The organism is Streptomyces sp. NPDC085937 (assembly GCF_044540535.1).
Taxonomy (GTDB): Bacteria; Actinomycetota; Actinomycetes; order Streptomycetales; family Streptomycetaceae; genus Streptomyces.
On record NZ_JBITSH010000012.1, the window covers coordinates 160,796 to 182,369 of the forward strand.

The 21,574-nt window shown below is 73.7% G+C and carries 18 protein-coding genes; 8 read left to right on the plus strand and 10 right to left on the minus strand.

What is annotated here, in order from left to right:
• The first annotated feature begins 23 nt into the window (after nt 1-23).
• Nucleotides 24-1,412: a cysteine desulfurase/sulfurtransferase TusA family protein gene (locus ACIF8S_RS24695; RefSeq protein WP_400001768.1), complete on the plus strand. Its 1,389-nt coding sequence runs from the start codon at nt 24-26 to the stop codon at nt 1,410-1,412.
• A 6-nt stretch (nt 1,413-1,418) separates the two neighbouring features.
• On the opposite strand, the gene ACIF8S_RS24700 is transcribed toward ACIF8S_RS24695, so the two are convergent.
• Nucleotides 1,419-2,393, minus strand: coding sequence for a carbohydrate kinase family protein (locus tag ACIF8S_RS24700; RefSeq protein ID WP_400001770.1), 975 nt, complete (start codon nt 2,391-2,393; stop codon nt 1,419-1,421).
• A gap of 129 nt (nt 2,394-2,522) precedes the next feature.
• Between ACIF8S_RS24700 and ACIF8S_RS24705 the strand changes: the two genes are divergently transcribed.
• Nucleotides 2,523-2,732 carry a hypothetical protein gene (locus ACIF8S_RS24705; RefSeq protein WP_400001772.1) on the plus strand — a complete coding sequence of 70 codons (210 nt, stop codon included), beginning with the start codon at nt 2,523-2,525 and terminating at the stop codon, nt 2,730-2,732.
• A gap of 143 nt (nt 2,733-2,875) precedes the next feature.
• A complete protein-coding gene (locus tag ACIF8S_RS24710) occupies nt 2,876-5,047 on the plus strand; it encodes a hypothetical protein (protein ID WP_400001774.1) in 2,172 nt (723 codons plus the stop codon).
• A 95-nt stretch (nt 5,048-5,142) separates the two neighbouring features.
• On the opposite strand, the gene erpA is transcribed toward ACIF8S_RS24710, so the two are convergent.
• Complete coding sequence (erpA, locus tag ACIF8S_RS24715) at nt 5,143-5,499, minus strand: iron-sulfur cluster insertion protein ErpA (RefSeq protein ID WP_019522019.1); 357 nt, start codon at nt 5,497-5,499, stop codon at nt 5,143-5,145.
• 286 nt (nt 5,500-5,785) lie between these two features.
• Here erpA and nadA point away from each other — a divergent pair, with 286 nt between their 5' ends.
• On the plus strand, nt 5,786-6,970 hold the full coding sequence (nadA, locus tag ACIF8S_RS24720; RefSeq protein WP_400001776.1) for a quinolinate synthase NadA: 1,185 nt from the start codon (nt 5,786-5,788) through the stop codon (nt 6,968-6,970).
• Nucleotides 6,971-6,985: 15 nt separating this feature from the next.
• Here the strand turns inward: nadA and ACIF8S_RS24725 are convergent, their stop codons facing one another.
• The 6 genes from ACIF8S_RS24725 to ACIF8S_RS24750 all read right to left on the minus strand — a co-directional run bounded on the left by ACIF8S_RS24725 (nt 6,986) and on the right by ACIF8S_RS24750 (nt 15,768).
• Entirely contained in the window at nt 6,986-9,229 is a 2,244-nt protein-coding gene (locus ACIF8S_RS24725) for a PQQ-binding-like beta-propeller repeat protein (protein ID WP_400001778.1), read from the minus strand.
• Nucleotides 9,230-9,348: 119 nt separating this feature from the next.
• Nucleotides 9,349-12,486, minus strand: coding sequence for an efflux RND transporter permease subunit (locus ACIF8S_RS24730; protein ID WP_400001780.1), 3,138 nt, complete (start codon nt 12,484-12,486; stop codon nt 9,349-9,351).
• A gap of 165 nt (nt 12,487-12,651) precedes the next feature.
• The gene (locus ACIF8S_RS24735) at nt 12,652-13,335 is read right to left on the minus strand and encodes a response regulator (RefSeq protein WP_400001782.1); all 684 of its coding nucleotides are present in this window, start codon (nt 13,333-13,335) and stop codon (nt 12,652-12,654) included.
• Nucleotides 13,336-13,357: 22 nt separating this feature from the next.
• Nucleotides 13,358-14,581, minus strand: a complete 1,224-nt coding sequence (locus ACIF8S_RS24740) for a sensor histidine kinase (RefSeq protein ID WP_400001784.1) — start codon at nt 14,579-14,581, stop codon at nt 13,358-13,360.
• Between the two features lie 93 nt (nt 14,582-14,674).
• On the minus strand, nt 14,675-14,956 hold the full coding sequence (locus ACIF8S_RS24745) for a hypothetical protein (protein ID WP_400001786.1): 282 nt from the start codon (nt 14,954-14,956) through the stop codon (nt 14,675-14,677).
• A gap of 20 nt (nt 14,957-14,976) precedes the next feature.
• Nucleotides 14,977-15,768, minus strand: coding sequence for a PspA/IM30 family protein (locus tag ACIF8S_RS24750; RefSeq protein WP_349793476.1), 792 nt, complete (start codon nt 15,766-15,768; stop codon nt 14,977-14,979).
• A gap of 308 nt (nt 15,769-16,076) precedes the next feature.
• On the opposite strand from ACIF8S_RS24750, the gene ACIF8S_RS24755 reads away from it, so the two are divergent.
• On the plus strand, nt 16,077-16,676 hold the full coding sequence (locus tag ACIF8S_RS24755) for a DUF3043 domain-containing protein (protein WP_400001787.1): 600 nt from the start codon (nt 16,077-16,079) through the stop codon (nt 16,674-16,676).
• An 83-nt stretch (nt 16,677-16,759) separates the two neighbouring features.
• Nucleotides 16,760-17,437: a class I SAM-dependent methyltransferase gene (locus tag ACIF8S_RS24760; RefSeq protein ID WP_400001789.1), complete on the plus strand. Its 678-nt coding sequence runs from the start codon at nt 16,760-16,762 to the stop codon at nt 17,435-17,437.
• A gap of 70 nt (nt 17,438-17,507) precedes the next feature.
• Here ACIF8S_RS24760 and ACIF8S_RS24765 read toward each other — a convergent pair whose 3' ends face one another.
• Complete coding sequence (locus tag ACIF8S_RS24765) at nt 17,508-17,750, minus strand: hypothetical protein (RefSeq protein WP_400001791.1); 243 nt, start codon at nt 17,748-17,750, stop codon at nt 17,508-17,510.
• A 115-nt stretch (nt 17,751-17,865) separates the two neighbouring features.
• On the opposite strand from ACIF8S_RS24765, the gene ACIF8S_RS24770 reads away from it, so the two are divergent.
• Nucleotides 17,866-19,065, plus strand: a complete 1,200-nt coding sequence (locus tag ACIF8S_RS24770) for a bifunctional adenosylcobinamide kinase/adenosylcobinamide-phosphate guanylyltransferase (RefSeq protein WP_400001792.1) — start codon at nt 17,866-17,868, stop codon at nt 19,063-19,065.
• Nucleotides 19,066-19,098: 33 nt separating this feature from the next.
• Here the strand turns inward: ACIF8S_RS24770 and ACIF8S_RS24775 are convergent, their stop codons facing one another.
• Nucleotides 19,099-20,142: a class I SAM-dependent methyltransferase gene (locus ACIF8S_RS24775; RefSeq protein ID WP_400001794.1), complete on the minus strand. Its 1,044-nt coding sequence runs from the start codon at nt 20,140-20,142 to the stop codon at nt 19,099-19,101.
• 222 nt (nt 20,143-20,364) lie between these two features.
• On the opposite strand from ACIF8S_RS24775, the gene cobT reads away from it, so the two are divergent.
• A complete protein-coding gene (cobT, locus tag ACIF8S_RS24780) occupies nt 20,365-21,429 on the plus strand; it encodes a nicotinate-nucleotide--dimethylbenzimidazole phosphoribosyltransferase (RefSeq protein WP_400001795.1) in 1,065 nt (354 codons plus the stop codon).
• Nucleotides 21,430-21,574: the final 145 nt, after the last annotated feature.

The following is a 21,574-nucleotide window of genomic DNA, read 5'->3' on the forward strand; positions in this document are numbered from 1 at the left end:
CCTGAGGGGGTTAGCGTTGCCGTGTGTCCTACTTCGATGCCGCTTCCGGTGCCCCTCTTCATCCCGTCGCCCGTCAGGCGTTGATGGCCTCTCTGGACGAAGGGTGGGCGGATCCGGCGCGGTTGTACAAGGAGGGGCGGCGGGCTCGGCTGTTGCTCGACGCCGCTCGGGAGGCGGCCGCCGAGGCGGTGGGCTGCCGCCCGGACGAGCTGGTGTTCACGCCGTCCGGCACCGCGGCCGTGCACTCGGGGATCGCGGGTGCGCTGGCGGGCAGGCGGCGCACCGGGCATCACCTGATCGTGTCAGCGGTCGAACACTCGTCTGTCCTCCATGCGGCGGAAGTTCACCGGGCGGGCGGCGGCACGGTCACCGAGGTCCCGGTGGACCGTTCGGGTGCCGTCAGCCCGTCCGGGTACGCGCGGGCGCTGCGGGAGGACACCGCGCTGGCCTGTCTGCAGTCCGCCAACCACGAGGTGGGCACGGTCCAGCCGGTGGCCGCCACGGCGGAGGCGTGCCGGGCGGCGGGGGTGCCGCTGCTGGTGGACGCGGCCCAGTCGCTGGGCTGGGGACGCGTGGAGGGCGACTGGTCGCTGCTGGCGGCGAGCGCCCACAAGTGGGGCGGACCGTCGGGGGTCGGACTGCTGGTGGTGCGCAAGGGCGTACGGTTCGCGCCCCTGGGTCCGCACGACGAGCGGGAGCCGGGGCGGGCGGCCGGGTTCGAGAACCTGCCGGCGATCGTGGCGGCGGCGGCGTCGCTGCGGGCGGTGCGGGCGGAGGCGGCAGGCGAGGCGGCCCGGCTGCGGGAGCTGACGGAGCGGATCCGGGCACGGGTGCCGGGCGTGGTGCCGGACGTGGAGGTGGTCGGCGACCCGGAGCGGCGGCTGCCGGGCGTCGTCACCTTCTCCTGTCTCTATGTCGACGGGGAGACGGTGCTGCACGAGCTGGACCGGGCCGGCTTCTCGGTGTCGTCCGGCTCGTCCTGCACCAGCAGCACCCTGACGCCGAGCCATGTGCTGAAGGCGATGGGGGTGCTCAGCGAGGGCAATGTGCGTGTCTCGCTGCCGCCGGGCACGAAGGAGGAGGACGTCGAACGGTTCCTCACCGTGCTGCCGGAGGTGGTGGCCGGGGTGCGGGAGAAGCTCGGCGCGCCGGTGTCCCGGACGGACGCGGTGGCCTCGGAGCGGGACGAGGCGCTGGTGGTGGACGCGCTGGGACGCCGCTGCCCCGTTCCGGTGATCGAGCTGGCCAAGGTGATCGGCGAAGTGCCGGTGGGCGGCCTGGTGCGGGTCCTCGCGGACGACGAGGCGGCCCGGCTGGACATCCCGGCGTGGTGCGAGATGCGCGGGCAGGAGTACGTCGGTGAGCAGCCGGCGGACCGGGGCGCGGCCTATGTGGTCCGCCGGCTGTCCTGACCCGGGTCAGCTCAGGTGCCGGCGCACCTCGTTCGCGGCGTCGTCGCCGTAGGCCTTGGTGAAGCGCTCCATGAAGTGGCCGCGGCGCAGCTGGTACTCCTGGGTGCCGACGGTCTCGATGACGAGCGTCGCCAGCATGCAGCCGACCTGCGCGGCACGCTCCAGCGGGACGCCCCAGGCCAGACCGGACAGGAAGCCCGCGCGGAAGGCGTCACCGACGCCGGTGGGGTCGGCCTTGCGCTCCTCGTCGGGGCACGCGACCTCGATCACCGGCTCGCCGGCCCGCTCGATCCGCACGCCGCGGGCGCCGAGGGTGGTGACCCGGTGGCCGACCTTGGCGAGGATCTCCTCGTCGCTCCAGCCGGTCTTGGTCTCGATGAGCCCCTTCTCGTACTCGTTGGAGAAGAGGTAGGTCGCCCCTTCCAGCAGTATCCGGATCTCCTCGCCGCTCATGCGGGCGATCTGCTGGGAGAAGTCGGCGGCGAACGGGATGCCGCGGGAACGGCACTCCTCGGTGTGCCGCAGCATCGCCTCCGGGTCGTCGGCGCCGATGGACACCAGGTCGAGGCCGCCCACGCGGTCGGCGACGGTCTTCAGCTCGATCAGCCGCGCCTCGCTCATCGCGCCCGTGTAGAAGGAGCCGATCTGGTTGTGGTCGGCGTCCGTGGTGCACACGAAGCGGGCGGTGTGCAGCGTGTCGGAGATGCGGACGGAGTCGGTGTCGACGCCGTGCCGCTCCAGCCAGGCACGGTACTCGTCGAAGTCGAAGCCGGCGGCGCCGACCAGGATCGGGCGGGTGCCCAGCTGGCCCATGCCGAAGGCGATGTTCGCGCCCACCCCGCCGCGTCGCACGTCGAGGTTGTCGACCAGGAAGGACAGCGAGACCGTGTGCAGCTGGTCCGCGACGAGCTGGTCGGCGAACCGGCCGGGGAAGGTCATGAGGTGGTCGGTGGCGATGGAGCCGGTGACTGCGATGCGCACGGCGTGGATTCTCCTGAGGGAGGCGGTTTGACACTTCACGCTACCGGGTGTGAACGGCCCGTAGAAGCAGCCGAAACTACCCGATAGTAGCTCTTTCTTCGCGACCTCCGGCGTGCATACGGTGCCGACATGACGAACATCAAGGTCCACAGCACCGCTCCGGCCGACCTCGAGGGCGGCCTGACCTCGCTGCGCGGCGACTGCGCCCGGATGGTCCCGCACTGGTCGGTCCCCGAGCGGGCGGCGGCACGGCCGGTGTCCCCCTCCCTCATCCACGGCGTGAGCGTGCCGTCCACGTCCGCGCGGCTGCTCGACGCCATGTCGGACTACGGCGACTGAGCGGGCGCGGGGAACCGCGCGCTCCCCCACTACGTCCCATCGCTGTCCCCCGTAGAGGGGATGCGGGACACGAACCCTCGGCGACCCCGGTGCGACCGGGCAGGGTCCGCATGGGACAGCTGTGCAGGCGAAGGAGCGATGCGGTGAACACCGAGCGACCCGACCACGACGACGAGCCGCGCCCCGCCCCGGGCGACGCGCCCGACACCGGGGGCGCACCGCAGGAGCGCGAGCCGGAGCGGGCGCGGGCGCGGGCGGACGCACCGGATCGCGGTGTTTCCGACTCCGCGCCCTCCGACGGTCCCGCGCGGGCTTCCTCGGCCTCCGAGGCCGCGGGGACCGAGGCGGCCGAACCGGGGAGCGCGGGCACCGCGGCCACGGGGACCGGAACGGGTGAGGACGGGCCGGCCGGCCGGCCGAAGGAGCCGGAACCGGGGGCCGGGCCCGCTGTGTCCCGGGCGGAGGCGACCGCGGACGGGACGGTGGAGTCCGGCGGCGGGGGGGACTTCGGCCGAGCCGGGACGGCCACCGCGGGTGCGGCCGCCGCGGGCGCGGGCCCGATTGAGGCCCTGCCTTCCGATGCGGAGGCCCCCGACGCGGAGGCCCCCGACCCGGCAGCCGCCGTTTCCACCGCGAGCGACGGGGACCGGCCGCCCGGTTCCGAGAAGTCCCGTCGGCCCGGCGCGGCAGCCGCAGGCCCTGGTGCGAGCACCGGCAGGGCGGAGGAGCCGACCGCGGGCCAGGAGCCCGGCGCGACGGGCACGGGCGACGCCCGGGCATCCGACGCGCCGGGGGCCGACTCCGCCGGGGCCGGGGCGGGCGACGACGAACCCGTGGTCGGGGGATCGCACGACGCGCACGGCCGCCCCGACACCGCCACCGGCCGGCGGCGGTCTCCCGTGCTGGTCGCCTCCGTCGCCGCCGCCGTGCTGCTGGTCGGCGGCGGTGGGGCGTACCTCGCGGCCGGTGCCGGTGAGGACAAGGGGGCCGGTACGACTCCCGGGGCGAACGGTGACCCCACTCCCCCGCCGCTCGCCCTGGACGGCTTCTCCGAGAGCGGCCCGAACGGCATCGCACCGGGCGAGCCCAACCCCTACGGCGCCACCTACCGCGCCGACGGCACGCTTCCCGAGGGCCCGGACACGGCGCCGGTGTTCCACGCGCGGGGCCAGGTGACCGAGGACCAGGTGGTCGCGCTGGCGAAGGCGCTGGGCATGGAGGGCCGGCCGGTCGCCGAGGGCGCCTCGTGGCGGATCGGCGGCCAGGACGGCTCCGGACCGACCCTGCGCGTCGACACACAGGCCCCGGGCACCTGGACGTTCAGCCGGAACATCCCCGGCGGCGACAACTGCAAGGGCGCGACCTGCAAGGCACCGTCCGGCACCGGCGGTCCCGCGGTGAGCGAGGCCGCCGCGAAGAAGGCCGCCGCGCCGGTGCTCAAGGCCGTGGGCCAGGACGAGGCCAAGCTGGACGCGAGCCAGCTGCTGGACGGCAGGCGCGTGGTGAACGCCGACCCGGTGGTCGGCGGGCTGCCGACGTACGGCTGGACGACCGGGGTGGTCGTCGGCGCCGGCGGTGAGGTGGTCGGCGGCAGCGGCCGGCTCGCGGAGCCGGTGAAGGGGGACACCTACCCCGTGGTGAGCGCCGAGGAGGCGCTGGCCTCGATGAACGGCGCTCCCGGCGCCGGTGACCGGGTGGAGATCGGCGGCTGCGCCACCCCCGTACCGCTGGAGGACGGGCAGCAGCGGGAGGAGCCGTGCGCCCCGGACGCGAAGCCCGCCGGTGACACCGTCTCGGTCGACGACGCGGTGTTCGGGCTGGCCGCGCACTCGGTGGACGGGCGGCCCGCGCTGGTGCCGTCCTGGCTGTTCGAGGTGCGGCCGGCGGGTTCGGACAGTCCGTTCACCGTGACGCACCCCGCGGTCGCCCCCTCGTTCCTCGCCTCGCCGACCGGGTCCGGGGAGCGGCCGGGCGAGCGGCCCTCACGGCCGGGTGACGAGCCGACGTCGGCGCCGGCCTCCAGGGACGTCGCGGTGGAGGGCTACACCGCCGAGGGCGACGAGCTCACGGTGACCTTCTCCGGCGGTGTGTGCGCCGACTACGCGGCGACGGCGAGCGAGAGCGGCGGCCGGGTCACGGTGAAGGTGACGGAGACGCCCTGGCCGGACAAGGTGTGCATCATGATCGCCAAGCAGTACCAGCAGACGGTGCGGCTGGACGCGCCGCTCGGCGACCGCGAGGTCGTGGACGCGCGGGGCGAGGCGGTGCCGCTGCACAAGGAGGGCGCCCGCCTGCCGGCGCCCCGCACCCGCTGACCGCCGGGCGCGTACGACGAAGGCGGCGGTCCCGTGTCCACGGGGCCGCCGCCTTCGTCATGTTCGGGACCGGTACTCCGGACCGAGCGGTCCGCTCAGCTGAAGGAGTCGCCGCAGGCGCAGGAGCCGGTGGCGTTCGGGTTGTCGATCGTGAAGCCCTGCTTCTCGATGGTGTCGACGAAGTCGATGGTGGCGCCGCCCAGGTACGGGGCGCTCATGCGGTCGGTGACGACCTTCACACCGCCGAAGTCCTTCACCACGTCGCCGTCGAGCGAACGCTCGTCGAAGAAGAGCTGGTAGCGCAGGCCGGAGCAGCCGCCGGGCTGGACGGCGACGCGCAGGGCGAGGTCGTCACGGCCTTCCTGGTCGAGCAGGGCCTTGACCTTGGACGCGGCGGCGTCGGTCAGGACGATGCCGTCGGTGACGGTGGTGGTCTCGTCCGATACGGACATCTACATCTCTCCCGGGTTGTACGGAGACTGCTTGCCGACGGTTGCAACCGGCGGGACCGCGGATTCATTCCGGGCCGGGCGCGTGATTTCCTCGCCTCGCTCTTCATGCTCGCACACGCCGTGCGGAGCGGAAACAGTCCCTTGTCGGGGCCCGACGGGAAGGGACGGGCGGCCGCCTAGATTCACGTCACATGGACGCTATGGCCATCGTCAAAGTGACGTGAACCGGTTATGATAGATAGCGTCATTTCGACGAGAAGTCGCCAGAACAGAAAGGGTGCGTGTCGTGACCACCGCCCAGACCCCGGAGCTCGACGTCCAGCCGACGCCCCTCGCCCTGCTGCTCCTCGGCCGTGAGGCCGACCCGAGGAGCGAGCGTGGTGTGGAGTGTCCCGGCGACCTCCCCTCGCCGTCCGACCCGGACCTCGTGGAGCGCGCCCGCGCGGCCAAGGAGAAGCTCGGGGACAAGGTCTTCGTCCTCGGCCACCACTACCAGCGTGACGAGGTCATCCAGTTCGCCGACGTCACGGGCGACTCCTTCAAGCTGGCGCGGGACGCGGCCGCGCGCCCGCAGGCCGAGTACATCGTCTTCTGCGGTGTGCACTTCATGGCCGAGTCCGCCGACATCCTCACCGGCGACGACCAGAAGGTGGTTCTGCCGGACCTCGCGGCCGGCTGCTCGATGGCCGACATGGCCACCGCCGAGCAGGTGGCCGAGTGCTGGGACGTGCTGACCGAGGCCGGGGTGGCCGAGCAGGTCGTCCCCGTCTCGTACATGAACTCCTCCGCCGACATCAAGGCCTTCACCGGCAAGCACGGCGGCACGATCTGCACCTCGTCCAACGCGAAGCGGGCCCTGGACTGGGCGTTCGAGCAGGGCGAGAAGGTCCTCTTCCTCCCCGACCAGCACCTGGGCCGCAACACGGCGGTGCGGGACATGGGGATGTCGCTGGAGGACTGCGTCGTCTACAACCCGCACAAGCCGAACGGCGGTCTGACCGCCGAGGAGCTGCGCGCCGCGAAGATGATCCTGTGGCGCGGCCACTGCTCGGTGCACGGCCGGTTCAGCCTGGACTCGGTGAACGAGGTCCGTGAGCGCATCCCGGGCGTCAACGTCCTGGTGCACCCCGAGTGCCGTCACGAGGTCGTGGCGGCGGCGGATCACGTCGGCTCGACCGAGTACATCATCAAGACGCTGGAGGCGGCCCCGGCCGGCTCCAAGTGGGCCATCGGCACCGAGCTGAATCTGGTCCGCCGCCTGGCGAACCGTTTCGCTTCCGAGGACAAGGAGATCGTGTTCCTCGACCGCACGGTCTGCTTCTGCTCGACGATGAACCGCATCGACCTCCCCCACCTGGTGTGGGCGCTGGAGTCCCTCGCCGAGGGCACCCTGGTCAACCGCATCGAGGTGGACAAGGAGACGGAGGCCTTCGCGAAGCTGGCCCTGGAGCGGATGCTGGCGCTGCCGTAGCCGGCCGCCCCGCCCTCACCCCGGCACGGGTTCCCGGTCGGGGTGGGCGGGGTCCAGCGAGAACAGACCGCCCTCGGACGTGCTGACGACCAGGGCGCCGTCGTGCAGCAGCACCTGCGCCGACTCCCGGCCCAGGTTCTCCGCCCGCCGGGCGCGCGGCAGGGTCTCCCACAGTGGGGTCCCCTTCGTGGCGTCGAGGGCGGCGACCCGGCCGCCGGCGGTGGAAAGGTAGAGCACGCGGGCCCGCGGATCGTGGGTGACGCCGGAAGGCTGTTCCAGGCTGGTCCGGGTGGTCCACAGCCGGGCGCCGGTCCGGGCCGACACCGCGGTGAGCCGGCCGGAGGACGAGGTGCCCCACAGGACGCCGTCCGCGAGCGTCACGTCCCCCTCCAGCTCGTGCGCGAGCCGGGTCGTCGTGGAGCGGCCCGTGCCGGTGTCGACCAGCCGGATGCGCGTGTACGCCTCCCTCTCCTCGTCCTCGGACCGGTCGAGCAGGAGGACGCGCCCGTCGAACGATCCGAGGGGCACGGAGTCGTAGGGCGCCTCGGCGGTGTGCGCCGTGCCGTCGGTTCCGTCCAGGGTCAGGAGCACATGGTGCTCCGCGGGCGCGTCGCCCGGCCCGCACACAAGGGGCACGTCGGTGCCCGAGCCCGCCCAGTTGCAGTACTGCCCTTCCGGCAGCGCGGCCGTCCAGCGCTCGGCGCCGGTGCGTGCCGAGCGGGCGACGAGCGTCCGGCCGCTGTCGTCGTCCGGGACGACCACGAGGTCGCCGTGGAGGTGGGCGCGGGCCTGACCGGCATTCAGGCCGCGGTGCCACAGGCGCTTTCCGGTGCGCGCGTCGAGGGCGCTGACCGAGGTCCGGATCTCTCCGTCCTGGCTGGGGAGGTACTGCTGCTCGACCACCACCGTGCCGTCCACGACCCCGAGCACCGAGAAGCCGAACCCGCCCTTTCCTTGGGCGGACGGCACCCCGTCGGCGCGCCAGACGACCTGCCCGGTGGACGCGTCGATCCGCAGGGGCAGTGTCCCGTCGCCCGCGCAGAACACGGCGTTCCCGTGCGCCGCACACCGCGGGGCGGAGAAGCCACCCAGCCCGGCCACGTCGGACGCCCGCCTCACCCCGCTCGCCGCTGTTGCCTCCACCGTCGTCTGCCACGGCAGCCAGCCGTCCGGCGGGGCGGCCCACCGCGAGGACGCGGCGACGTCCGTGCCCTCCCGGCGGCCGTCGTCCCCGGGGCCTGAGAGGACGTAGGCCGTCAGCCCGAGGGCGAGCGCGACGGCGGTCCCGGACACGGCCCACAGCCTGCGGGCACGGCCCCGGCGCCGGGCGGGCGGCTCCGAGGCGGACAGGGCGTCCGAGCCGGTGTCGGGGGCCCCGGCGGGCCGGGTCCGCACCGCGGCCAGCTCGTCGGCGCGCAGCCGGACCGTGGACGCCTCCTCGTCACCGGTCCCCGGCAGCGCGGCCATGAACCCGGTTGCCAGGGAGCCCGGCCCCGGCCGCTCCCCGGGGTCCTTGGCCAGGCAGCGCTCCAGGACCGGGCGCAGAAGGTCCGGCACGTCGTCCAGGGCCGGGGAGTCGTGCACCACCCGGTACGCCGTCAGATAGGGGCTGTCCGCGTCGAAGGGGCCGCGGCCCGTGGCGGCGAAGACGATCAGGGCGCCCAGGGAGAACACGTCGGAGGCCGGGCCCACCGAGCGGGCGTCGGTCAGCTGCTCCGGGGACATGAACGGCGGGGTGCCGATCATCTGGCCGGTCTCGGTGAGGGTGTTGTGGTTCTCGGCCGCGCGCGAGATGCCGAAGTCGATGACCCGGGGGCCGTCGTCGGCCATCAGCACGTTGGCGGGCTTGAGGTCGCGGTGGACGACCCCGGCGCGATGGATGTCCCGCAGCGCCTCCACCAGGCCGAGCGCCAGCCGCCGCAACTCGGTGCGGTTCAGCGGGCCCTCGTCGCGGATCCGCGCGGCGAGCGAGGGGCCGGGCACGTACTGGGTGGCCATCCAGGGGCGTTCGGCGTCCGGGTCGGCGTCCACGACGGGCGCGGTGAAGACGCCGCTCACCTTGCGGACGGCGGCGATCTCCTGGCGGAAACGGGTCCGGAAGACGGGGTCCTCGGCGTACTGGGCGTGAACCACCTTCACGGCGACCTCGCGGCCGGACCGCGATCTGCCCCGGTAGACGGCGCCCATGCCGCCGGCGCCGAGCCGGTCCAGCAGCCGGTAACCACCGACCGACTTCGGGTCGTCCTTGCGCAGCGGCACCCCGAGCCCCTCCCCCGTGAGCCAGTTCGAGGCCCCAGCATAGGTAACGGCGAAACGGCGACGGCCGGTTCCCGAGCCGGTTGTTCCGGTTCGGGAGCCGGCCGTCACGCGTCACGCGGTCAGACGGACGCGGGCCGCGTCTCGTCGGAGGAGGCGTCCGGCGCCGGCTGCTCGGGCAGGCCCGCCTTCCCGGCCCGCTTCGCCGCCCGCTTCTTCGCCCGGCGCTCCTTGCGGAGCTCCAGCATCGCGTAGAGCGTCGGAACCAGGAGCAGGGTGAGCAGGGTCGACGTGATCAGGCCGCCGATCACCACGACCGCGAGGGGCTGGGCGATGAAGCCGCCCTCGCCGGTGACGCCGAGCGCCATCGGGAGCAGGGCGAAGACGGTCGCCAGGGCCGTCATCAGGATCGGCCGCAGTCGGTGCCGGCCACCCTCCAGCACGGCCTCGACCACGCCGTGGCCCTGCTTGCGGTACTGGTTGATCAGGTCGATCAGCACGATCGCGTTGGTGACCACGATGCCGATCAGCATCAGCATGCCGATCATTGCCGGGACGCCCATCGGGGTGCCGGTGATCAGCAGCAGGCCGATCGCGCCGGTCGCCGCGAACGGGATGGACACCAGCAGGATCAGCGGCTGGGCCAGCGACCGGAAGGTGCCGACCAGCAGCATGAAGACGATCGCGATCGCGGCCAGCATGGCCAGACCCAGGTTGACGAACGCCTCGTCCTGGTCCTCGGTCACGCCGCCGATCTCGGCCGTCGCGCCCGCGGGCAGCGTCAGCTCGTCGATCTTCGTCTGGAGTTTCGTGCCCACGGCGCCCGTGTTGTCACCGACCGGGCGGGCGGTGACGGTGGCCGAACGCTGGCCGTCGATCCGGGTCATGGAGACCGGACCGTCCACCACCCGCACGGTCGCGATGTCGCCGAGCTTCACCGCGCCGAGGCGCAGCTCGCGCAGCTGGTCCACGGTCGTCGCGGGCCGCGCCGAGCGGATCACGACGTCGCGCTCGGCGTCGTCGAGGACCGCCTTGCCGACCGGGGTGCCCTTCACCGACTGGGCGACGGCCATCCCGAGCGTCTGGGCGTCGAAGCCGGCCGCGGCGGCCTTGTCGTTGGGCTTCACCGAGATGCGGGGCACGCTCTGCGAGAGGTCGCTGGTGACGTCCGTGACGTCGTCCAGCGAGGCCACCGCGTCGCGCACCTGCTCGGCCGCCTTGCGCAGCACCTGCGCGTCGGCGGCCTTGACCACCACGCTCAGGTCCTGGCTGCCGAAGCCGTCGCCGGCCGCCACGGTGGTGGTGCCGATGCCGTCGAGCTCGCCGAGGCCCTTCTCCAGGCTGTCCCGTACGTCCTCGGAGGACGCGGAGTCCTCCAGCATCACCTGGTAGCTCGCCTGGTTGGTGTCCGTGCCGCCGCCGAAGGCGGCCATGAAGCCGGACGAGCCGACCGTCACCTGGTAGTCCCGCACGCCCTCGGTGCCGTCGAGCAGCCGCTCGACCTTCTTGGCCTGGGCGTCGGTGGCGGCCAGGCTGGTGCCGGGCTTCAGCTTCTGCTGGACGGTGAGGACCTGCTGCTCGCCCGCGTCGAAGAAGTTGGTCTTCAGCAGCGGCGCCATGGCGAAGGTGGCGATCAGCACGACCACGGCGATCGCCACGCTGGCCAGCCGGCGCCGGGTGGCGAACCGCAGCACGCTCACGTAGGTGCGCTGCAGGCGGCTCCTGGCCTCCTTCTCCTCCGCCAGCCGGCGGGCCTGCCCGGCGTCCTCCGGGGTGTCCTTGGGGGGCCGCAGGAACCAGTACGACAGCACCGGGACGACCGTCAGCGACACCAGCAGGGACGCCAGCAGCGCGGCGGTGACGGTGAGGCTGAAGGAGCCGAACAGCTCGCCCACCATGCCGCCGACCAGGCCGATCGGCAGGAACACGGCGACCGTGGTGAGCGTGGCGGAGGTGACCGCGCCGGCCACCTCGCGCACCGCGTTCATGATGGCCGCCTCGCGTTCCTCGCCGTAGCCGAGGTGCCGCTTGATGTTCTCCAGGACGACGATGGAGTCGTCCACGACGCGGCCGATGGCGATGGTCAGGGCGCCGAGCGTCAGCATGTTCAGGGACAGGTCGCGGGTCCACAGCACGATCAGCGCGAGCACCACCGACAGCGGGATGGACACCGCGGTGACGAGCGTGGAGCGGACCGACGCGAGGAAGACCAGGATCACCAGCACGGCGAAGAGCAGGCCGAGCGCGCCCTCGACGGTCAGGCCCTCGATGGCCTTGGACACCGCGGGGCCCTGGTCGCTGACCACGGTGAGGGTGGCGCCGTCGCCGAGGTCCTCGCGCAGCTCGGGCAGCTTGTCCTCGACGGCCTTGGAGATGGCGACCGCGCTGCCGTCGTGGTCCATGGTGGCCATCACGGCGAGGCTCGGCCTGCCGTTGGTGCGGGTGAGGGAGTCGGAGCCCGCCTCCTCCTGACGCACGGTGGCGACGTCACCGAGGCGGACGGGCTTGCCCGCGCCGGGCGCGGCGGTGACCATCAGGTCCTGGATCTGGCGCACCGAGGTGAAACCGCCGCCCACCTGGACGGTGCGGTTGGCGCCGTTCTCGTCGAAGGAGCCCGCCGGCACGGTCGCCCCGCCGGCCTGGAGGGCCTGCGCCATCGACTGGGTGCTCAGGCCCGCCCTGGCGAGCTTCGCGGCGTCGGGGACGACGGTGACCTGGAGGTCCCGCACGCCGTCCACCAGGACCTGGCCGACGCCGTCGATGCCCTTCAGCGCGGGCACCACCGTGCGGTCCAGCTGGTCGGCGAGGGCCTGCTGGTCCTGGTCGGAGGTGACGGCGAGCACCACGGTCGGGATGTCGTCCGTGGAGCCTGCGACGACCTGCGGGTCCACGCCGGACGGCAGCCGGGGGCCGGCCCGGTTCACGGCCTGCTGCACATCGGCGACGAGCTGCTGGGTGTTGTTGCCGAAGTCGAAGGACGCCATGATCACGGCGTTGCCCTCGCTCGCCTTCGAGGTGACGCCGGAGATGCCGTCGACGGCCTCCAGGCTGTCCTCGATGGGCTCGACGACCTGCTTCTCGACCACGTCCGGGGAGGCGCCCTGGTAGGGCGCGATCACGGAGACCATGGGCAGTTCGATGGTGGGCAGGAGCTGCTGCTTCAGCTGTGGAATCGCGATCGCCCCGAAGACGAGCGCGATGATCGACATCAGTCCGATCAGCGCCCGTTGCGCGAGGCTGAATCTGGACAGCCAGGACATGGGTCAGGGTCTCTTTTCCGTCGAGCGGCGAAAGTCCGGCAGGCGGGCGCGCGCACAGTGGCCGGCCCGCTCTACACCCTGAGCCATCGCGGGGGGCCGATCCGTAGACCCGAGGTCCAATCTCTCCGGGGGCGCGTACTCCCGCCGCAGTACGCCCGCCCGGGCTCAGTCCACCCTCGGACGGACCAGCCCGGACTCGTAGGCGATCACCACCAGCTGGGCCCGGTCGCGGGCGCCCAGCTTGGCCATGGCGCGGTTGACGTGTGTCTTCACGGTGAGCGGGCTGACCTCGAGGCGTTCGGCGATCTCGTCGTTGGAGTGGCCGCCCGCGACCTGGACGAGCACCTCCCGCTCGCGCACGGTCAGCGAGCCAAGGCGCTCGGCGCGCTCGGGGTCGCTGTCGGGGCCGGAGGGGCCCTCCTGGGCGAGGAAACGGGCGATCAGGCCCTTGGTGGCCACCGGGGACAGCAGGGCCTCGCCCCCGGCGGCGATGCGGACCGCGCCGAGCATCTCACCGGGTTCGGAGCCCTTGCCGAGGAAGCCGGAGGCGCCGGCCCGCAGCGACTGCACGACGTAGTCGTCGACCTCGAAGGTCGTCAGTATCACCACCCGCACCCCGGAGAGCGCGGGGTCGGCGCTGATCTCGCGGGTGGCGGCGAGCCCGTCGGTGCCGGGCATGCGGATGTCCATGAGGACGACGTCGGGGCGGTGCTCGCGCGCCAGCCGGACCGCCTCCGCGCCGTCGGACGCCTCGCCCACCACCTCCATGTCCGGCTCGGAGTCGACCAGCACCCGGAAGGCGCTGCGCAGCAGGGCCTGGTCGTCGGCGAGCAGGACACGGATCGTCATGCGGTCTCCAGCGGGGCGTCGGTCACGGGCGGCCGCCCGGGGCGGTGGAGGTGCGGGGTTCGACGGGCAGGATCGCATGCACGCGGAAGCCGCCGCCGTAGCGGGGGCCGGTGGTCAGGGTGCCGCGCAGGGCGGTGACGCGTTCCCGCATGCCGAGCAGGCCGTGCCCGCCGCCGGGGGTGTGCTCGTGGTCCCCGTCGCTGCCGTCGTCGAGCACGGTGACCTCGATGTGCGGTCCGACGCGCACGACACTGACCTCGGCCCGCGCGCCGGTCCCGGCGTGCCTCTGCACGTTGGTCAGCGCCTCCTGGACGATCCGGTAGGCGGCCAGGCCGACGGCGGCGGGCAGTTCGGTGTCCTGGTCGGCGCGGGCCACCTCGACGCGCAGGCCGGCGTTGCGGAAGGTGCCGGCGAGTTCCTCGAGGCGGTCGAGTCCGGGGGCCGGCTCGGTAGGGGCCTCCGGATCGCCGGACTGACGCAGCAGGCCGACGGTGGCGCGCAGTTCGCCGAGCGCGTGCCGGCTGGCCTCGCGGACGTGGGCGAGGGCCTCCTTGGCCTGGTCGGGCCGCTTGTCCATGACGTGGGCGGCGACCCCGGCCTGGACGTTGACCAGGGCGATGTGGTGGGCGACCACGTCGTGCAGGTCGCGGGCGATGCGCAGCCGCTCCTCGGCGACCCGGCGGCGGGCCTCCTCCTCCCGGGTGCGTTCGGCCCGTTCGGCGCGCTCGCGGATGGCCTGGACGAAGGCACGGCGGCTGCGCACGGCGTCCCCGGCGGTGGCGCCGATGCCGGTCCAGGCGAAGATCGCCAGGTTCTCCTGGGCGTACCAGGGCAGGGGTCCCGCGGCCATCGCGGTGCCGGTCAGGACGGTCATGGTGAGCAGGCCGAACCGCCAGGTGGTGGGGCGGTCGGTGGTGGCCGCGACGGTGTAGAGGGCGATCACCGCGCACATGGCGACGGGCGCGCGGGGGTCGCCGGTGACGGACTCGGCGACGCAGAGGCCGCCGGCCACGCCCAGCACCGTGCGAGGGGCGCGGCGCCGGAGGACGAGCGCGGCGGCGGCGAGCGTCATCAGGACCAGGCTGAGCGGGTCGGGGGTGCGCAGACCCCAGCGGACCCCCTCGGGGTCGTGCGGGTCGACGAACGACCCCGCGACCATGCACAGCAGGACGCCGACGGCCAGCGCCGCGTCCACTGCGGTGGGGTGGGCCCGCGCCCGGCACCGGGCGCGCGTCAGGGTGCTCACGGCTGCTTGCGGTGACCGGGGCGGGCGCCCGTGCGGCGCGCCCCGGCTCCCCCCTCTCTGCGGACGACTCGGACCAGGTCTTCCCGGGACGCCTCAGGTCCCCGGGATGAGGCCGTCGTCGGTCAGGAGGCCACGGACCTCCTCGAGGGTGGCGTCGGGGGACGGCAGGATGAGGTCGGACGGCTCCAGGGAGTCGTCCGGCACCGGCTCGCCCAGCTCGTGCACCTTGTCCAGCAGTGCCTTGAGCGTCGCGCGGAAGCCGGGACCGTCGCCGTTCTCCATCTCGGCGAGCAGTTCCTCGTCCAGCTTGTTCAGCTCGGCGAGCCGGCTCTCGGCCAGCGTCACCTGCCCCTCCCCCATGATCCGTACGATCATGTCGCCCTCCTCGGCGTGGGCTACTGCTTGTCGAAGCGCGGGGTGTCCTGCGGCTGCTGCTGGGCCTGGGGCTCCGCCTGTCCCTGGCCGCCCTCGATGGCCTGCCGGTCACCGGAGCTCCCGCCGGCCAGCTCGGCCTTCATGCGCTGCAGTTCCAGCTCCACGTCCGTGCCGCCGGAGAGGCGGTCCAGCTCGGCCTGGATGTCGTCCTTGTGCATGCCGGACTGGTCGTCGAGGGCGCCGGAGGCGAGCAGCTCGTCGATCGCGCCGGCCCGCGCCTGGAGCTGGGCGGTCTTGTCCTCGGCGCGCTGGATCGCCAGGCCGACGTCGCCCATCTCCTCGGAGATGCCGGAGAAGGCCTCGCCGATCCGGGTCTGCGCCTGCGCGGCGGTGTAGGTGGCCTTGATGGTCTCCTTCTTGGTGCGGAAGGCGTCCACCTTGGCCTGGAGCCGCTGCGCCGCGAGGGTCAGCTTCTCCTCCTCGCCCTGGAGCGTGGCGTGCTGCGTCTCCAGGTCCGTCACCTGCTGCTGGAGCGCGGCGCGGCGGGAGAGCGCCTCGCGCGCCAGGTCCTCGCGGCCGAGCGCGAGCGCCTTGCGGCCCTGGTCCTCCAGCTTGCCCGACTGGGACTGGAGCTGGTTGAGCTGGAGCTCCAGCCGCTTGCGGGAGGTCGCCACGTCGGCGACGCCCCGGCGGACCTTCTGGAGCAGCTCCAGCTGCTTCTGGTACGAGTAATCGAGGGTTTCGCGCGGGTCCTCGGCCCGGTCAAGGGCCTTGTTCGCCTTCGCGCGGAAGATCATCCCCATACGCTTCATGACACCGCTCATGGGCTTCGCGCGCCCCCTTCTGACGGACTCCAGCTCCAGCACCTGCGACAGAACCCACAGTACGGGCCCTGCATCCATTACCGCACTGTTCGGGGACGGATGCGCTCATCCCCGAGGACGAGTGAGCACCCTCCCGGTCCGGCGTGAGGAGTAGGTGGTTCCCCGGGGCGGCCTGCCGGTCGTCCCCAAGATCCCCGCTACGTCCCCTTCTGTCCTAGGGAAAGACGTCCGGTGTTGCCGGATCGTTCCCCGCGGGGCTGGGGTCCAACCCCGGCCACCCCGTACCCTTGGGTTTTGTGTTCCGTAGCCGTGCCAAGGAAGAGAAGGCGTCCGCCGCCGACAAGGCGACGATGACCGACTCCAAGCAGCCCCGTCACCCCGAGGCCCCCAAGGGCCGCCCCACGCCCAAGCGCAGCGCGGCCCAGTCGCAGCGCCGCAGCGTGGCCAACACCAGCATGACGCGCAAGGACGCGGCCAAGCGTTCGCGTGAGGAGCGCCGTGCCGCACTGGAGCGTCAGCGCCAGGCGCTGGCCAGCGGCGACGAGCGTTACCTGCCCGCGCGCGACAAGGGTCCGGTGCGCCGGTTCGCCCGCGACTACGTGGACTCGCGGTTCAACATCGCGGAGTACTTCCTGCCGATGGCCGTGGTCATCCTCGTGCTGAGCCTGGTCCAGGTGCCGCAGCTGCAGAACATCGCGCTGCTGCTGTGGCTCGTGGTCATCGTGATGATCGTGCTCGACTCGATCGTCACCGGCTTCCGGCTGAAGAAGACGCTCGCCGAGCGCTTCCCGGACGAGAACCGGCGTGGCGCGGTCGCCTACGCCCTGATGCGCACGCTCCAGATGCGCCGGCTGCGGCTGCCCAAGCCCCAGGTCAAGCGCGGGGAGCGGCCCTGAGCACGACGCCGTTCACGGACGGTACGGCGCGGGGCCTGCCGAGCGGGCTCGGCGGACTGCGTGACGTCGTCCGCGAGGAGCTGGTGGCCCGCCAGCTGGAGGAGCAGATAGTCGGGCGCTTCCCGGTGGGGCGGCGGCTGCGTGTGCTCGACGTCGGCATGGGCCGGGGGGCGCAGGCGCTCCGGCTGGCCCGGGCCGGCCACCAGGTCACGGGCGTCGAGCAGGACGCCGCGTCGATCACGGCCGCCCGGGAGACCTTCGCCGGTGAGCCCGAGGGCATCCGGGAGCGGATGCGCATCATCGAGGGCCACGCCGGGGACACCGGTGTGCACTTCCTGCCGGGCAGCTTCGACGTCGTGCTCTGTCATGGCGTGCTCATGGACGACGTCGAGGAGCCGGACGCGCTGCTCGCCGGGGTGGCGCGGATGCTGGCCGCCGGCGGGATGCTGTCCCTGCTGGTGCGCAACGGCGACGCCGCGGCGATGCGGGCGGGGCTGTCCGGCGACTGGGACGGCGCGCTGGCGGCGTTCTGCACGCCCACGGCGTCCTACGGACTGAAGCGGCTGACCGCGACCCTCGCCGGGATCGGGGCGCCGCTGCACACCTGGTACGGCGTGCGGGTCTTCACCGACACGGTGGCGGACGACCTGGTGCTCCCCGACGACCTCGACGCGGTGCTCGCGGTCGAGGACCGGGCCGGGCGGACGGACCCCTACCGGGGAGTCGCCTCGCTGCTGCACCTGTGCGGGGTCCGGGGCTGAGGGCTCAGCCCCGGCAGGCGGACGCGTCCCCGCCCGGCGGGGCGGGGTGACCCGCGGCCCGCCTTGGGGCTCACGCCCCGTCGTCGGCGGATTCGGTCTCCGTCTCCGTCTCCGCGTGGAGGCTCATCGGACCGTAGATCTCCGTGCCGTCCTCCGAGAGGCGCACCTGGTCGGCGCCGCCCTCCAGGAGGGCCTTCCAGTGCTCCCCGATCCAGGACTCGGCGTCCCCCTGCGTGGGGAACTCCTCCGGCGGCACCGCGGGCTCGACCTGCGTCCCGTCGGCCTTCTCGAACCGCCACGTCCATGCCGCCATGTACGCCTCCCATGGTGTGAGCTCACTGCACGACAGAAGCCGGATCTTGGTCCGGCTCCTGACCAAGAGCGTAGTCGGACGGGCATCGGCTGTGGGGAAAGGTGAGAATCGGGGCGTGGAACTGACTCTGCTCGGCACCGGTGCCCCCGCGGGACTGCCCCGCCCCGACTGTCCCTGCGCCGCGTGCGCGTGCGCGCTCGGCCCGGACGCGCGGGCGGCCACCTCGCTGCTGGTGGACGGCGCGCTGCTGCTCGACCTGACGCCGGGCGCGGCCTTCGCCGCCGCCCGTGCGGGACGCTCGCTGGGCGGGGTGCGCCAGGTGCTGCTGTCGCACCCGCACGACGGCCCCGCGGTGGAGGTGCCGGCCGGGCTGCCGCAGCCGGGACGGGTGCCGGACGGGCGGGAGTTGGCGCTGCTGACGGGGCATCGGGTGCGCGCGGTGGCGCTGGACGCGCCCGGCACCGGGTACGCGGTGACCGGTCCGGACGGGCGGCGGCTGCTGTACCTGCCGCCCGGCGGGGCACCGGCCGGGCTGGAGGCGCCGGCCGAGCCGTACGCGATGGTGGTGCTGGACGTCCTGGGGCGCCCCGACGCGCTGGCGCGGCTGCGGGGGGTAGGCGCGGTGGTCCCCACCACGGACGTGATCGCCGTCCATCTGGACCACGACGTGCCGCCGGGCGCCGAGGTGCGGCGCCGGCTGGCGGCGGCGGGGGCGCGTGCCGTGCCGGACGGCACCACGCTGGAGGTCGGCGTCTACGAGGACGTGCCGGACGTACCGCGGCGCACCCTGGTGCTGGGCGGGGCCCGTTCGGGCAAGTCGGTGGAGGCGGAGCGGCGCCTGGAATCGTTCCCCGAGGTGCTGTACGTGGCGACCGGCGGCTCGCGCAACGGGGACACCGAGTGGGCGTCCCGGGTGTCCGCGCACCAGGAGCGGCGGCCGGGTTCCTGGCGCACGGTGGAGACCTGCGATCTGGTCCCGCTGCTCAAGGACGACGGCCCGCCCCTCCTGGTCGACTGCCTGTCGCTGTGGCTGACGGACGCGATGGACGCGGTGGGCGCGTGGGACGACGCGGAGTGGGCGGACGGCGGTGAGCGGGCCCTGCGGGAGCGGGCGCGGGCGCTGACGGACGCGGTGCGCGAGACCCGGCGCACGGTGGTCGCGGTCTCCAACGAGGTCGGCTCGGGCATCGTCCCGGCCACCGCGTCCGGGCGCCGCTACCGCGACGAACTGGGCCGCCTGAACGCGGCGTTCGCCCAGGAGTGCGAGCAGGTCCTCCTGGTGGTGGCGGGCCAGGCACTGCCCCTGCGGGGCTGAGCCGCCCACGACGTGGGGTCGCCCGACCCACCGTCACGGTTTGCGGGCGATCACTCGGTAGGTGTTGGCGAACGGGGTGTGGCGGGCCAGGGGGGCGAGGGCCAGGTCGGCCGCCGCCGCGGCGACGACGAGCGGGGTCCCCGCGCTCAGCAGCACCGCTCGCAGGCGCTGTTGCGCCGGTGAGGGCGGGACCGCCCGCCAGGGGGTGTCCGGGGCGGGCAGCGCGTGGGAGAGGGCGAGGGCGGTCAGGCCGGCCAAGTCGTGCGGCACGTGCGCTGCGCGGTGCCCGGCGGTGACGATCTCGCAGCCGCGCGCCAGGAGTTCCTCGCGGAGGTTGCGGCGGGGCAGCAGGTGCAGCCGGCGCGGCTGGTCGTAGGGCAGCCACCAGCGGCCGAACAGGGCGGCGTACGCGCAGCGCGGGTCGAGCGTCTCGACCAGCAGGTGGCCGCCGGGGCGCAGCGCGTCCAGGGCGGCGTGCAGTTCGGCGCGCGGGTCGGTGGTGCGCTCCAGGTGGTGCAGCAGGCTGACCACGTCGTAGCGGCCGGCCACCCGGGCCAGCACCCCAGGGTCGGTCAGCGGCCCGACGTGCGCCTCCTCGACCCGCCCGAGGTCACGGGCCCGCTCCACGCGCACGGTGAGGTCGGTGCCGTCGAACGCGGTGTACGGGAAGAACTCCCGCGCGGTCTGCGGGAATCGGGCGAGTCCGGTGCCGACGTCCAGCCAGCTCTCCGGCTCGCCGAAGGGCAGCATCGCGCGGGCGGTGGCGCGGCGCCGGTGCCGTACGGCGTGCAGGGCGAGGACCCGCTCGGTGGCGGGGTCGCGGGGGGCGCCGCGCACGGCCCGCCGGTAGAAGGCCAGGCCCTCGGCGGTGAGCCGGGGGTTCTGGAAGGTGTGCCCGCAGTCGCGGCACTCGTCGACGGTGAACAGTCCCGGCCGGTGCCGGCGCAGGTCCCCCGTCCTCAGCCGGTTCCGCAGCCGCGCGGAACCGCACCAGGGGCAGTCCGCGCGGCGCGGTTCGTGCACCCGGGCGGAGCCGTGCGGGGCGGGGAACACGGTGTCGGAGGCGGTGGCGGACATGGGCGGCTCCCGGCGTGAGGGCGTACGGCACGCGGGTGGCGCGACGTGCGGGGACGGTCGGGGACGGACGGAGGGATCTCCGGCATTCCCGAGCAAAACGTTACGTACGGGAGGGCCTCGCGGGGTGGATCACCGCCGGGGTGGCGTGGTGGGGGTGAGGCCGCGAACGCGGGGACGACCGGCGCACCGGGGTGTTCGACCGGGGCCGGTACTGTTCGGCGAATGAGCTCGCTTAATCTCGACGACTTCACCGATCTGATCGAGCGTCCGGACGGCGGGGTGCGCCGTGACGCGGAGGAGCACCGGGCCCGCCTGGACGTCCCGCCCGGGTCGCTGGGCCGCCTGGACGACCTGGGTGAGTGGCTGGCGGCGGCGCAGTCCGCGGTGCCGGTGCGGCCGGTCGGACGGCCGCGGGTGGTGCTGTTCGCGGGCGATCACGGCGTCGCGGAGCTGGACGTCTCCTCCCGGGCCGCGGGCACCGCCGTGGAGCTGGTGCGCGACGTGCTGGAGGGCGGCCGTCCGGTCTCCGTGCTGGCGCGGCGGCTGGACGTGCCGGTGCGGGTGGTCGACATGTCCCTGGACTGCGACCCGGCGTCGCTGCCCGAGGACGTCGTACGCCACCGGGTGCGGCGGGGCAGCGGGCGGATCGACGTCGAGGACGCGCTGACCCTGGAGGAGGCGGAGGCGGCGTTCCGCGCGGGGATGACCGTGGCGGACGAGGAGGCCGACTCCGGTACGGATCTGGTGGTGCTGGGCGACGTCAGCGTCGGCGGCACGACGGCGGCGGGCGTGCTGGTGGCCGCGCTGTGCGGGACGGACGCGTCGGTGGTGACCGGGCGGGGCGGCCTGGCGATCGACGACCTGGCGTGGATGCGCAAGTGTGCGGCGATCCGGGACGCGCTGCGGCGGGCGCGGCCGGTGCTGGGTGACCAGTTGCGGCTGCTGGCGACGGTCGGCGGGGCGGACCTCACCGCGATGACGGGGTTCCTGCTGCAGAGCGCCGTGCGGAAGCTGCCGGTGCTGCTGGACGGGGTGGTGACGGCGGCGTGTGCGCTGGTGGCGCAGCGGGTGGCGTTCCGGGCGCCGGACTGGTGGCTGGCGTCGCACATGAGCGGGGAGCCGGGGCAGGCGAAGGCGCTGGACCGGATGGCGCTGGAGCCGTTGCTGCCGCAGGGGGTCCGGGTGGGGGAAGGGACGGGGGCGCTGCTGGCGCTGCCTTTCGTGCAGGCCGCGGGGGCGCTGGCCGCTGAGTTGCCGGTGCGGGGGGTTGTCGCCAAGGGCGACTGAAACCACGCCCTTCGGGACGCGCGGGTGAGGAGTGCCCCTATAGGGGCGCGGGGAACTGCGCGAAGGGGGTCCGGGGGCGAAGCCCCCGAAGGGGCAGCGGGGGTTGCCCTCCCGTTTTGCGCAGTTCCCCGCGCCCCTGAGGGGT